16 protein-coding genes and 1 pseudogene are annotated in these 12,903 nt (G+C 45.8%); 14 read left to right on the forward strand and 3 right to left on the reverse strand.

Going from position 1 to position 12,903, the window contains the following annotated elements:
* The first annotated feature begins 8 nt into the window (after positions 1 to 8).
* The 8 genes and pseudogenes from G517_RS0102760 (at position 9) to G517_RS0102800 (ending at position 6,162) form a co-directional block, all read left to right on the forward strand.
* Positions 9 to 941, forward strand: a complete 933-nt coding sequence (locus G517_RS0102760) for a DUF7281 domain-containing protein (RefSeq protein ID WP_028303129.1) — start codon at positions 9 to 11, stop codon at positions 939 to 941.
* Between the two features lie 307 nt (positions 942 to 1,248).
* Positions 1,249 to 1,518, forward strand: a complete 270-nt coding sequence (locus G517_RS20840; RefSeq protein WP_028303130.1) for a hypothetical protein — start codon at positions 1,249 to 1,251, stop codon at positions 1,516 to 1,518.
* A complete protein-coding gene (locus tag G517_RS20845) occupies positions 1,478 to 1,834 on the forward strand; it encodes a DEAD/DEAH box helicase (protein WP_211224222.1) in 357 nt (118 codons plus the stop codon). Before G517_RS20840 ends, G517_RS20845 begins: the two co-directional genes overlap by 41 nt.
* A 99-nt stretch (positions 1,835 to 1,933) precedes the next feature.
* Entirely contained in the window at positions 1,934 to 2,389 is a 456-nt protein-coding gene (locus G517_RS20850; RefSeq protein WP_211224223.1) for a hypothetical protein, read from the forward strand.
* A 20-nt stretch (positions 2,390 to 2,409) separates the two neighbouring features.
* Entirely contained in the window at positions 2,410 to 2,757 is a 348-nt protein-coding gene (locus G517_RS20855) for a DUF3427 domain-containing protein (RefSeq protein WP_028303133.1), read from the forward strand.
* A gap of 380 nt (positions 2,758 to 3,137) precedes the next feature.
* A pseudogene (locus G517_RS17530) lies at positions 3,138 to 4,212 on the forward strand (IS3 family transposase).
* Positions 4,213 to 4,643: 431 nt separating this feature from the next.
* Positions 4,644 to 4,955 carry a helix-turn-helix domain-containing protein gene (locus G517_RS0102795; protein ID WP_028303134.1) on the forward strand — a complete coding sequence of 104 codons (312 nt, stop codon included), beginning with the start codon at positions 4,644 to 4,646 and terminating at the stop codon, positions 4,953 to 4,955.
* On the forward strand, positions 4,948 to 6,162 hold the full coding sequence (locus tag G517_RS0102800; protein WP_028303135.1) for a type II toxin-antitoxin system HipA family toxin: 1,215 nt from the start codon (positions 4,948 to 4,950) through the stop codon (positions 6,160 to 6,162). The genes G517_RS0102795 and G517_RS0102800 overlap by 8 nt, the downstream gene beginning before the upstream one ends.
* 56 nt (positions 6,163 to 6,218) lie before the next feature.
* Here G517_RS0102800 and G517_RS0102805 read toward each other — a convergent pair whose 3' ends face one another.
* Entirely contained in the window at positions 6,219 to 7,082 is an 864-nt protein-coding gene (locus tag G517_RS0102805) for a YicC/YloC family endoribonuclease (protein ID WP_028303136.1), read from the reverse strand.
* A gap of 262 nt (positions 7,083 to 7,344) precedes the next feature.
* On the opposite strand from G517_RS0102805, the gene rph reads away from it, so the two are divergent.
* Positions 7,345 to 8,067, forward strand: a complete 723-nt coding sequence (gene rph, locus G517_RS0102815; protein WP_028303137.1) for a ribonuclease PH — start codon at positions 7,345 to 7,347, stop codon at positions 8,065 to 8,067.
* A gap of 142 nt (positions 8,068 to 8,209) precedes the next feature.
* Here rph and G517_RS0102820 read toward each other — a convergent pair whose 3' ends face one another.
* Positions 8,210 to 8,971 (reverse strand): exodeoxyribonuclease III, encoded by a 762-nt coding sequence (locus tag G517_RS0102820; RefSeq protein WP_028303138.1) that lies wholly within the window; start codon positions 8,969 to 8,971, stop codon positions 8,210 to 8,212.
* Between the two features lie 91 nt (positions 8,972 to 9,062).
* Here G517_RS0102820 and pyrE point away from each other — a divergent pair, with 91 nt between their 5' ends.
* The 3 genes from pyrE to G517_RS0102835 all read left to right on the forward strand — a co-directional run bounded on the left by pyrE (position 9,063) and on the right by G517_RS0102835 (position 11,034).
* Positions 9,063 to 9,722, forward strand: a complete 660-nt coding sequence (pyrE, locus tag G517_RS0102825; RefSeq protein ID WP_028303139.1) for an orotate phosphoribosyltransferase — start codon at positions 9,063 to 9,065, stop codon at positions 9,720 to 9,722.
* A gap of 60 nt (positions 9,723 to 9,782) precedes the next feature.
* Complete coding sequence (locus tag G517_RS0102830; RefSeq protein WP_028303140.1) at positions 9,783 to 10,331, forward strand: YfaZ family outer membrane protein; 549 nt, start codon at positions 9,783 to 9,785, stop codon at positions 10,329 to 10,331.
* A 253-nt stretch (positions 10,332 to 10,584) separates the two neighbouring features.
* Complete coding sequence (locus tag G517_RS0102835) at positions 10,585 to 11,034, forward strand: PaaI family thioesterase (RefSeq protein ID WP_051205919.1); 450 nt, start codon at positions 10,585 to 10,587, stop codon at positions 11,032 to 11,034.
* Positions 11,035 to 11,100: 66 nt separating this feature from the next.
* Here G517_RS0102835 and G517_RS0102840 read toward each other — a convergent pair whose 3' ends face one another.
* Entirely contained in the window at positions 11,101 to 11,556 is a 456-nt protein-coding gene (locus G517_RS0102840; protein ID WP_028303142.1) for a DUF423 domain-containing protein, read from the reverse strand.
* A gap of 161 nt (positions 11,557 to 11,717) precedes the next feature.
* Between G517_RS0102840 and thiS the strand changes: the two genes are divergently transcribed.
* Positions 11,718 to 11,918 (forward strand): sulfur carrier protein ThiS, encoded by a 201-nt coding sequence (gene thiS / locus G517_RS0102845; protein WP_028303143.1) that lies wholly within the window; start codon positions 11,718 to 11,720, stop codon positions 11,916 to 11,918.
* Between the two features lie 91 nt (positions 11,919 to 12,009).
* A complete protein-coding gene (locus tag G517_RS0102850; protein WP_028303144.1) occupies positions 12,010 to 12,807 on the forward strand; it encodes a thiazole synthase in 798 nt (265 codons plus the stop codon).
* The last annotated feature ends 96 nt before the right edge of the window (positions 12,808 to 12,903 follow it).

The raw sequence follows: 12,903 nt of genomic DNA on the forward strand, positions 1-12,903 counted from the left end.
AGCGAATAATGATTGGCTTTGATCCACTTAGCGGCCAAGCTCGACATTGGCTAAGAACCAAAGATGCAAAGCAGCAACCCGAGGGAGTATGGGTTAAAACAAAAGTTAAAAGCGCCCAAGAAGTTCTGCGGTGGTGTATCGCTCTAGATCTTATTGCGAGTAATAGCTTGAACCTACCTGAATTTTTACTAACCAAAGATTTGCTAGATACCATTGCTCAAAAACAGATCGAGCTAAAGCAACTCTGTTTCCGACAAACGTTAAAAACCAGTTCCCGTACTGAGCAGGCTCAGTTCAGCGACCAAGAAGATAAGCAGCAAGGTATTAAACCTAGGGAAAATCGTATACTTGTACGATTACATCAGCAGCAAGAAATTGCACTCGGTACTTCAGTTGAAGTAGTTGATATTGAGTGGCAACAGCTAGACTTTAGCCGTTTTAGTCGTTTAATTGTAGTAGAAAACCTTGACTGTTTTTATGAGCTAGAGAGCTTTCAGAAGGAGGGGCTTCTTGCTGGTCTTTCCTCGACAGATCTAGTTATTTATCGTGGTGATAGCCTCTATACGCAAGGCTCTACAGCCTTAAAAAAAGCCTGGTTGAGCTCAAGTCATTACGACGACATCGATGATTACAGTATTAAACCGATTATTTACTTTGGCGACTTTGACCCTAAAGGAGTCAGTATTGCTCTATTTGAGGGGTATCAGGGAATTGCATTACCTTCATTATCTACCCTTTCCATCCACGCATCCCCTGGGATGAGCCCTGAGAAACAACAAGATTTTTTACCAAGAATAGAGGCGCTTGCAGCATCAAAAAATAACACTTTAACGCCAGAGCTAGGCGCTTATTTAAAGATTTTATTGCAGCATAAAGGGCTAAGGCAACAGCGGATGCGAGGCATGGTAATCGAGAATATACAAACCCGAACTCGCCTCTAGCTATTTTAAAAACAGGCTTCTATAGTTTCCCATTTAAGAAATTTTTACCTGATGTGCCAGAGTAGATGATATTTATCTACCGATTGTGTGATGGGTTTGAAACAGGATCAGGGCTGAAAGATTTCAGCCTTTGTTTTTATTCTGCGCATTTAGGTACAGGGTCGGTAAAAGACTTTGAAGCCTTGGGCGAGTAAGATGCTGAATAATACTTTTCAAGGGAGATGAATCGGTTATGCAGCAATCAGGCCTTTATGAACAACTTATTACTCAACTGATAGCCTCTTAAATTGATCGTGACTCTTTTTATGTGGGGGAGCGCGAACTTGAACAGGCGGATGCGGCGGTTTGGCTTTCTCGGTTTTTAAGCCGCGTACTGGAATATGTGGTTAATGCTGTTCCGGATAAAGATGACCGATTGCAGAAACAGATTGAGCTTTCTAACCAGTTGCTTTACTGGCTAAAGGATAAGCTGAAAGACGACACCTTCTTTGAAGACAACCTGCTGGATACACAGGGCAAAATCCTAACGGCCTTGTATGAGTCTGCTTGGCTTAACTGCCACTCCAGAGCGGTATGATGGTTCAGACATTTTGGTAGACTTTTGTGATGTGATTGCTGCCGAGATTCATTTGCCCGAGGCGATTAGCCGTCGTCATCTTTGTCCGTTTCAGTATTTTGGTATTGATGATGAAACCGATCTAAGAAACATCAGTTGGAGTCGTGGACGCTATGACATTTCACAGCTGACGAATCTTTATATCCACAATCAGGCGCGGGTAAATAAAATCGTGCAAAGCTTACGGGAGATTGTGACCGATATTTTGGATATGAAAGCGTTGGCATTTTGTGTCAGCCGTGAGCACGCTGACTTTATGTGTAAGCAGTTTTGCTGAAAGGCATTCCTAGTGACCTATTAACCAGCGATAACAGCGCTGAACGGCAGCAAAAGCAACAAGCGATTCGTTCCGGTGAGATCAAGGTGTTGTTTGTGGTTGATATCTTCAATGGAGGGGGTGGATATCCCAGAAGTGGATACTCTGCTGTTCCTGAGACCGACGGAAAGTTTGACTATATTTTTGCAGCAGCTGGGTCGTGGATTACGTCTTGCCGATGACAAAGAGTGCTGCACCATTCTGGACTTTGTTGGTAATTCGCGCCCTGAATATGATTTTTCCCATAAATTTAGAGCCCTTGTGGGTAAAACTAATAAAGCGATCAGCAAAGAAATTGAAGAGGGTTTCCCGCACACCCCTCCGGGCTGTCGAGTCGAGCTGTCTAAGCGCACGCAAGAAATGGTGTTGCGCAATATCCGCCAAGCCAGCCTGACGCTAAAGCGACTTATCAGCATGATTCGCCAGTTCCAGCATGATGCAGACCTACCGCTGACCTTAGCCAATTTTCTGAAGATGAATCCGCATATTGAACTGGAAGAGCTCTATATTTTATAGAAGAGCAGAATATTGAACTGATGTTTGTCACACTCAATAAAAATGAAAAGCAGTTTTCGCCTACAACCATGTATCACGATTATGCGATCAGCGAAGATCTTTTCCATTGGCAATCGCAAAATGCTGCAAGGACAGATCTTGGTGTTGGCCTGAGTTATATTGAACATCGTGAAACCGGAAAGCGCTTGTTTCTGTTTGTCCGAGAGCAGCCAAGGGATGAGTATGGACGCACAATGGGTTTTGTGAACTACGGTGAAATTGATTACGTCAGCTATACCGGCAGTCAGCCCATGAATATCACGTGGCGACTACGAGAGCCGATGCCAAGCTTTATGTGGAAGCAGGCAGCGAAATTAGCGGTGGGTTAAAGGAGCCATTTGGCTCCTTTTTTAATTCGGTTTTCAGATTACTCAATCGCTTATCGAGACGAAAGCGTTCAAAAATGTCTGCTTTCTTAGCCGTATAAGAAAATAGCGATATAGCTGGGTATGCTGATGATTCTGCATTATCCTTCAGTTTCCAGTTTAGACGTTCAGTGTAAGAATAGGTTATATAATATAAGTATTTTCGATTTAAGACGCATAATATCTTGTATCAACAGTATTTTTTGGTTTCTAGCTTAGGGAAAATTGATGAAAATAAAGCTGTTACACTTACTACTGGCATTAGGTGGAGTTGTAATCCCCCCCCAAAAGTAGCAGTGCCCAAAAGTAGAATTTTCTCGTAACCTATACGCAGGAGATTCTGCATGAAAAAGTCACGTTATACCGATAGCCAGATTATGGCGATTTTGAAACAAGCCGAAGCTGGAACACCTATTCCTGAGCTTTGTCGTGAGCACGGCATGAGTTCCGCCTCCTTTTATAAATGACGGGCAAAATATGGCGGGATGGATGCTTCTTTGATGGCTCGCATGAAGGAGCTGGAAGAGGAAAATCGCCGCTTAAAGAAAATGTACGCTGAGGAACGACTCAAGGCTGAGATCGTCCAAGAAGCTTTGCAAAAAAAGTGGTAAAGCCGTCTCGTCGTAAGGAGATGGCGCAGCAAGTCGTCGCAACATAAGGTGTCAGCATCAGGCTGGCCTGCCATGCCTTTGGTATCAGCGAAACCTGTTATCGTTATCAGCCGAGACTTCATTCTGAGAATGAGGAGATCGCCAGCTGGCTGATCCAGCTGACAAAAGATGAATCGGACTGGGGCTTTGGCCTCTGTTTTGACTATCTCCGCAATGAGAAGGGGTTTTCCTGGAATCACAAACGTGTTATCGGATTTATTGCGAACTCGCGTTAAACCTCAGGATACGGCCACGCAAGCGATTAAACCGACATAAGCCAGAACCGCTGAAACAACCTTTGCGACAGAACCAAGTATGGTCGATGGACTTTATGCGTGATCAACTATCAGACGGGCGCACATACCGCCTCTTCAACGTACTGGATGACTTTCGGCGTGAAGGCTTAACGATTGAGGCGGGCTTTTCGTTACCCACGATAAGAGTGATCAGGACTCTGAGCCAGCTCATCGAGTGGCGAGGTAAGCCAAGTGTTATCCGCTGCGATAATGGCCCTGAGTTCATCAGCGGTGAGTTTACGGAGTTGGCACGTAAGCACTCAATCCGTATTGAGTATATTCAGCCAGGAAAGCCTCAGCAGAATGCTTATATCGAGCGTTTTAACAGGACAGCGCGATACAGCTGGGTCAGTAAACACCTGTTCGAGACTCTGGAAGAAGTTCAGGATTATGCAACACGCTGGCTTTGGTTTTACAATCATGAGGGTTCCCACAAAGCCAATGGTGGCAGGCCACCCATGAAGGCGGCTTAACCTCTACTTTTGGCACCTGCTAAAAATGGGAGGATTACATTTCGCATCAATGTATTCTGGGCTGTCTTCCCAAAATGTTTTTAAGGTTGATAGTGCGATGTTTCTCAGAAACAGATGGTAGTCCCAATTTGAGACTTTTGCAGGTTTAGCATTTTGATGCGGTTAGGAGTTGTTACCGCATCCCCTATTGCCTCATTTCTTGGGGTAGTTTAGTTTCCTCTTATTCACCCTCTAAAACTTGGTATATCAGGTGTTGCCCCATTGTCCCATCTGCTCACAGTAATTAAGCGTACATTTAATGATTTATCTATAATTGCATATCAAAAAGTACTTTATGATACATAATAGCTAATCATCCTTGTGTTTTTTGGATTTGATTGATATGTTTTTGTATATAATTATTCCTAATTGATACATTAAAGTATATCAAAATGAGCTATGTAACAGAGCAGATACTAGAAAGCCTTCGAGAAGCTCGGGTAGGTAGAGGTTTTAGCCAAAGAGAACTGAGCGCGCGTTCGGGTGTGCCTCAAAGCCACATATCGAAAATCGAGTCTGGTGGTGTTGATTTAAGAATGTCCAGTTTGATAGCACTTGCCCGTGTGCTCGACCTAGAGCTATTGGTTGCGCCAAAAAAATCTGTACCTGCCATTAAGTCGATCATTCGAAGCAGCCAAGGGATCAGCGATGAAGGTGAGGCAATGTCGCCTGCATATCAGTTAGAGGAAGACGACAATGACTAACCATGTCTCTACGCTTAACGTGTTGCTCTACGGGGAACCTATAGCAACGATCACCAATGTGGGCAATGACAGAGCGCTTTTTGCCTTTATGGATTCGTACATTAATCATGAATCACGGCCCGTATTAGGGCTGGGTTTTAAAGATTCGCTAGGTGGCTTGCTGACTAACTTCAAACCGACCCAAACCAAGTTAACTCCGTTTTTCTCTAACCTTTTGCCAGAAGAAACCATGCGAAATTACCTAGCGGAGCGTGCTGGTGTGAACCCAGCGCGTGAGTTTTTTCTATTGTGGGTATTAGGCCAGGATTTAGCAGGCGCGATCACGGTTGAACCTGCTGATGGCGAAGCGCTGCCGCCTAATGCGCATCAAGACATTGACGATGAGACGAAAGTTGAAGCACCCATGCGCTTTTCATTAGCAGGTGTGCAGTTGAAGTTTTCAGCCGTACAACAGGCAAACGGTGGTTTGACCGTTCCAGCAACTGGTAAAGGTGGCTCTTGGATAGTGAAATTGCCATCGTCTCGATTTGACGCTGTGCCAGAAAATGAATATTCGATGATGGAGTTGGCTCGAATGTTGGGAATGGATGTACCAGAGACGCAGCTACTCCCGATTAACCAGATTGCTAATATCCCAGATGGTATTGGTAAATTTGGTGACAGTGCGTTTGTGATCAAGCGCTTTGATCGTGCAGGTGATCAAGCTGTACATATTGAAGATTTTGCGCAAGTGTTTGGTGTATACCCTCAAGATAAATACAAAAAAGCCAGTATGCGCAATATTGCTCAGGTTATCGGCATCGAAGGTCAAGACGAAGACATTGCAGAATTTACGCGTCGATTGGTGTTCAATACCCTAATTGGCAATGCGGATATGCATCTGAAGAATTGGTCTGTGATTTACAAAGACAAGCGCACAGCATCGATTGCGCCTGCCTATGACTTTGTCTCGACCATTCCTTATATCCCCGATGATAGTGCGTCGCTGAAGGTGAGCCGTAGCAAGAAATTCCGTGACTTCACCTTAGATGAATTATCACATCTAGCCGCTAAAGCCATGCTGCCAGAAAAATTGGTGTTAGATACTGCCAAGCAAACCGTGGAAGGCTTTCATGAAATCTGGGCGAAAGAAAAAGCGCATTTACCGCTTACCAAGTCAATGATTGAAGCCATTGATATGCACTTACGAAATATACCGCTACGCTAAAGTGTTCAAGTTTGCCTACTACTTAAAAAGCAACGGGTAATTTTCTACCTAAGAACCTACTCAATATTCTGAATCTGCTCCCGCATCTGCTCAATCAACACTTTTAATTCAACCGCGCATTGGGTTGTTTCGGTGACGATGGATTTGGAGGCTAGTGTGTTGGCTTCGCGGTTAAGTTCTTGCATTAAGAAGTCTAGGCGGCGGCCTACGGGTTCTTTCTTTTTCAGGGTGCGGCGCACTTCGTTGACGTGGGTGTCGAGGCGGTCGAGTTCTTCGGCGACGTCGGTTTTGTTGGCGACGAGTACCATCTCTTGTTCAATGCGGCTGGGGTCTAGGTCGTCTTTGATGCTGTCCAGTTTATCTAGAATGAGCTGGCGTTGGCGCTCTAGAATACTCGGTAGTGCGGCGCGTACTTGTACAACAATGGCGTCGATGCCATCAAGACGTTGGCTGATAAGATTGGCCAGCTCTTCACCTTCTCGGGCGCGCATGGCGATCAGGTCTTGCAGGCCTTTTTTGTACAGTTCTAGGGCGGATTTTTTTACCGCATCGGCATCCATTTCTTCATTTTGCAGTACACCGGGCCACTGCATGATCTGTAACGGGTTGATGGAGCCCGGTTTACTTAGGTGGCCGTTGATGGTTTCGGCAGCTCCGATCAGCTGTTTGACTAATTGCTCGTCGATATTGAGGCTGTCGCTGACCTGTGCAGGATGAAAACGCAGTACGGATTCTACTTTGCCTCGGTTTAGGCTTTTGCGTTGTAGGTCACGAATGGCTGGCTCTAGCTCTCGCAGGGTTTCGGGCAGGCGAAAATGGGGTTCTAAAAAGCGTTGGTTTACCGAGCGAATCTCCCAGCTTAGGGTGCCCCATGAATACTGTTCTTCCTGTCGGGTGAAGGCGGTCATGCTGTGAGTCATTTTCTGCTCCGATTTCCAGTGCGGGTAGGCGGTAATAGTCTGCCTGCTGGGTTGTTTTATGTTTTTTTATCTTGGTGGTTAGTGGGCGTTAGTTTAGCGAATGCGGTGGGCAAAGTCCTGCTTATGCTGGTGTAACGTGTATAATTGCCACATCTGATCTTTGAGTCGATTTTGTTCGGCATCTTCGAGTTTGTTTCTTTTGGCTTTCCTTTGAAAGCGATCATGAATTCAGTCTTATTAATCCATTATTTAAAGGTGTTCTATGGTTTCTCGTCCAAGTGGACGTGCATCTGATGAGATGCGCGCAGTAAAAATCACACGTCACTATACCTGTCATGCGGAAGGTTCTGTGTTGGTGGAATTTGGCAATACTAAAGTAATCTGTACGGCTTCTGTAGATGCGTCTGTGCCGCGTTTCCTACGGGGTAAAAATCAAGGTTGGGTAACGGCAGAATACGGTATGTTACCTCGCTCTACCGGTAGTCGTATGGGGCGTGAAGCGGCTCGGGGTAAGCAATCGGGTCGCACTCAAGAGATTCAGCGCTTGATTGGTCGTTCGTTACGGGCAGCGGTTGATATGGGTAAGTTGGGTGAACATACGATTCAGGTTGATTGTGATGTGATTCAGGCGGATGGCGGTACTCGTACGGCGTCGATCACAGGTGCTTGTGTGGCGATGGTGGATGCGATCCGCTGGATGCAGCGCGAGAAGATGATTAAAGGCGATCCGCTGAAGCAGATGATCTCGTCGATCTCTGTGGGTGTTTATAAAGGTCAGCCGGTACTGGATCTTGATTATCCTGAAGATTCTACCGCTGAAACCGATATGAATGTGGTAATGACCGATCAAGGTGGCTTTATTGAGGTTCAAGGTACAGCGGAAGGCGCGCCTTATTCCCAAGAAGAGCTATTTGCGATGCTAGAACTGGCGAAAAAAGGCTGTAATGAGCTTTTTGAAATGCAGTTAAAAGCATTGGCTGAGTAAGCGGCATAAAGAACGATGTAAAAACAAAAGGCCCAAAGGTTAGAAACCTACGGGCCTTTTGGCGCTAACAAGACAACGGATGCTAGAGTTGTTAGACGTATCATCGTAAGCCAGAACCCTGTGTTTCTCAGGGTAAGCTGGATTAGAGGTCGATATCGTATTCAACAACTAATGGTGCATATTCTGAAAAGTTGGCTTGAATATCAAACCAAGCATTCACAATATTGCGACGCATGTTCGGGCCTGTTACTTGGTAGTCTATACGCCAGCCATCTTGACGGTTGCGAGGTTTATCAACGTCGGGATACCAAGAGTACTGGCCTTCCTCGCGATTCACTTCACGGAACGCATCTAAAAAGCCGATTGGGCCAAAGACTTGGTCCAGCCATGCGCGTTCTACGGGGCGAAAGCCCGGTGTTTCTTGGTTGTTAGCCCAGTCAGCGAGATCAATCGTTTTGTGGGCAATATACCAGCTACCACAAATGATATGTTCACGCCGTTTTCGGCGAAGTTTTTTCAGATACTCGTTAAACTGCTCCATAAAGGCATATTTTGCCTGTGGGTCGCTGTTATCGGGCATCAAAAACGATGCAATACTGACCTTGTCAAAATCGGCTTGAATAAAGCGGCCTTCAAAATCCGCTTGTTCAAAACCAAGACCGGTCATAATTGCTTTTGGCAGTTTGCGGCAATAGACGCCAACGCCACCAAAATTTTCCTGATCCGCATCGAAGAAATAACCTTCATAACCTTGCGGATACAGAATAGAATCGTCCAATTCGTAAGACTTGGCTTGCAGGTTTTGTACACAGATAACATCTGCGTCCTGCTGCTGTAGCCAGTCTAAAAAGCCTCTATCTACGGCACGGCGAATGCCGTTTAAGTTAATGTTGATGATCTTCATACATGGTTCCTGCTACGACGAGCGTGTATGATACCCGAGCTTTAGACGTTTTGGTAAATACTCATCAGCCAAATCTACCGGAGTTCAGTGAATGCAAGACTACCAGCGCGAGTTTATTGAGTTTGCGATCGAGCAAAATGTACTACGTTTCGGCGAATTTACCCTCAAATCAGGCCGTATTAGCCCATATTTCTTTAATGCAGGCTTATTCAAGTCAGGCCAAGCTTTAGCCCGACTTGGTCGATTTTACGCGCAGGCGATCTCCGCCGCAAAAGTAGAATATGATGTTGTTTTTGGCCCCGCCTATAAAGGGATTCCTTTAGCGGCTGTTACCGCTGTTGCGTTGGCCGATCATCATGATCGCGATGTACCTTATGTCTTTAACCGTAAAGAAGCCAAAGATCACGGTGAAGGTGGCCTTTTAGTCGGTGCTGACCTAGAAGGCAAAGTACTTATTATTGATGATGTGATCACCGCCGGTACCGCTATTCGTGAAGTGATGCAAATTATTGAAGCCAATGGTGCGCAACCTGGCGGCGTTGTTATCGCCTTAGATCGTCAAGAGCGCGGTAAAGGCGAATTATCGGCTATTCAAGAAGTTGAGCGCGATTTTAAGATGCCGGTTGTCAGTATTATCACGTTAGAGCAAGTATTACAGTATTTAGATGAATGCGCTCAAAAGGATAATGATAGCACTTTGACACAATATGCCGGTGCGATTCGTGATTACCGTGAGCAGTATGGCATCTAATACGGTCGAAAAGAATTGAACGTGTATTTGAATGGACTGGACACTTATCAGAGGTTTGTAATGAAACGATTAGCTTTGGCTGTATTAACGGCAGGAATGGCGGTAACAGCTCAGGCCGCTACTATTGACCTGAATATTAATGATGAAACCATTCGTGCCGAATATGACGCACCGCTGCCGCAGAACCGTCTTAACATGGCTGTTGGGGCTTTGTATCATGAAGAAAACCACTTTGATGCAGTCGTTGGCCACCTTGGTTTACACACTCAGGAAAACACAGCGACCTACAGTGCCGGTGTTGGTGGGCGGCTTTATGGCGTGACCAGCAGTAACGATATTGATGGTGTGTCCATTGGTTTAGGCGGCCAAGGTAGCGTTTCTTTTCGCCAGCTTAGGGATGTTCGTTTTGGCGGCCATGTCTATTTTGCACCTAAGGTTGTTTCCTTTGGCGACCTTGATGGCATGATGGATCTTTCTCTGCGGGCTTATTATGCGGCGTTAAAAGATGTCGATATTTATTTGGGCTGGCGTAAGCTTGAAGTTGATGTAGGCCCCCATTCCGATGATCTGGAAAGCGGCTTAAATGTTGGTTTTATCATGAAGTTCTAATGATGAGTTAACAGAGAATGTCTTGGCCTCAGCTACTCTCAAGCTGTCGCCTGAAGGGAGCTTCCCGTCATGCTGTTGATGATGTCGGGCGCTCCCTTTTTTATAAGGGTCACGAAAGTTTTATAAAGATCACGAAAGCTTATGTGAATGCTCGGTCACAGCGAAGGCTATTCATCGGATAAACGTCACAGGCATACTGGACAGCGTTATATTAAGCCTAAATAAGGCTATTTAATCCTGTATTGGAGCACCTATGACAACAACAAAAATAAACGCTGCGCGTGCTGTACCCTCTAATGTAATGTCAGCTGATGATGTTATGGCACTTTTACATCGAGAGTTTCCTCAACATATTGGGGTGGTAACAGCGGTGGATGAAAAGGGTGCGGTTATGCGCCTTGAGGTGGATGATAGCCATCTTCGCCCTGGTGGAACGGTATCAGGCCCTACCATGATGGCCTTGGCTGATATCTGTTTATATGTGGCTATTTTGGGTCAGATTGGCCCTGTTGCTTTGGCGGTAACCACGAACCTTAATATTAATTTCTTGCGGAAGCCGCAGCCTGCCAAGGCGCTGATTGCTGAGGGTCACCTGTTAAAGTTAGGCAAACGCTTGGCCGTGGGCGAAATCAGTCTCTACTCTGAAGGGGATGATGAACCTGTGGCTCATGTGACAGCGACTTACTCAATCCCGCCTCGTTAAGAGGTTTCTGTGATCGTTTTTGTTATCACTTCTTCTCTTTTTTAAGATAGAGAGGTTTTACTTTCTCTATCTTTCTTTTCTCTGCCCTTCTTCTCTCTGGTAGCGCCAGCCCACATGGGCGAGACTCAACCAACCTAACGCCATCATAAAGCCGCCGGTTGGGGTTATGGCTCCTGTTGATAAATCTAAAAGATGTTTACCATAGATACCGCCGCTAAAGGCGAAAATGGCGAGTAGAAAAAATAAACTGGGTAGTAGGCTGAGCCAGCCCATGGTTTTGTTTTTTTGGCGCAAGCCTGCACCGGCAATCCATAGGCTAAATGCTAATGTCAGGCTATTAAACTGTTGATAGCCTACGGCGGTTTGCAAACTCTCAAGTACCCCCGCCTGATTGCTGGTAAAGCCGTGGCTAAGCCAAGCATCTAGGAAAACACTACTCGCACCGGCTAACCCAGCAAAAAGCCAGAACAGGCCATAAAGATAAAAAAGAGCTTTAGTTGGTGAATCTGTTTGATCCTGCATTCTGTATACTCCGTAAGTAAATAGAGGCCGCAAACCCCGTGGATTAGGGTACAATAACGCCATTTTTCTCTCATGGCGCTCCGGTGGGAATGATCACTAAAGCGAGCGTATTAAAACGTTAAAGAATACAGCTGAAAGAGTGAACTTTCATGCAAAAAAACATGCAGATACAGGTTAATGGTGCAAGCCAGACCTTGCCGGAAAATGCCTCCTTAGCGGATCTGGTTGCACTGTTGGAACTAACGGGCAAGCGTATTGCGATTGAAGTAAACGCAGAAATTGTACCTCGCAGCCAGCACAGCAGTACTCTTTTGCAGGCCGATGACCAAGTTGAAATTGTGCACGCTATTGGCGGTGGGTGATTAGCATCTTGGCAGGGTAATGTTAATGATCTTGAATGATCACGTAAATAACTCAAATATCGCAAATAAATCAGATAAGGGTAGGCATTTGATGACACATTCGATGAACAATAATGATCTTCTGACAATTGCAGGAAAAAGCTACCGATCCCGTCTTCTTGTCGGCACCGGTAAGTACAAAGACCTTGCAGAAACGCGCTTGGCGATTGAGGCCAGCGGCGCAGAGATTGTTACCGTTGCGGTGCGTCGGACCAATATCGGTCAGAACCCTGATGAGCCGAATCTGCTTGATGTGATTACCCCTGATAAATACACCATTCTGCCCAATACGGCGGGCTGTTATACCGCAGAAGATGCCGTGCGCACCTGCCGTCTAGCTCGTGAGCTATTGGGTGGCCATAATCTGGTGAAGTTGGAAGTTTTAGGGGATCAGAAAACACTGTATCCCGATATGGAAGAAACCCTGAAAGCGATGAAAACGCTGATCAGCGATGGTTTTGATGTCATGGTGTATTGCAATGATGACCCTATTGCTGCGAAAAAACTGGAAGATATGGGTGCTTGCGCGATTATGCCGCTTGGCTCTCTGATTGGTTCCGGTTTGGGTATTTTGAATCCGCACAATATCCGTATCATTATGGAAAGCGCCAATATTCCGGTATTGGTTGATGCTGGCGTGGGCACGGCCTCTGATGCGGCCATTGCGATGGAAATGGGTTGTGAAGCGGTATTGATGAACACGGCTATCGCGGCGGCTAAAGATCCTGTGCTAATGGCCTCCGCCATGCGGAAAGCGATTGAAGCAGGCCGAGAAGCTTACTTGGCCGGTCGAATGCCTCGTAAGAAATACGCCAGCGCCTCTTCTCCAATGAACGGCTTGATCGATTAATCACCCTCCCGCCTGAAAACACAGCGTTTTCAGGCTAGACCAACACACGATACAGGTTTAAAAAACAACAATGTCTGACGCAACTGACGCTCAAAA

This window comes from Oceanospirillum maris DSM 6286 (assembly GCF_000422865.1).
Classification (GTDB): domain Bacteria; phylum Pseudomonadota; class Gammaproteobacteria; order Pseudomonadales; family Halomonadaceae; genus Oceanospirillum; species Oceanospirillum maris.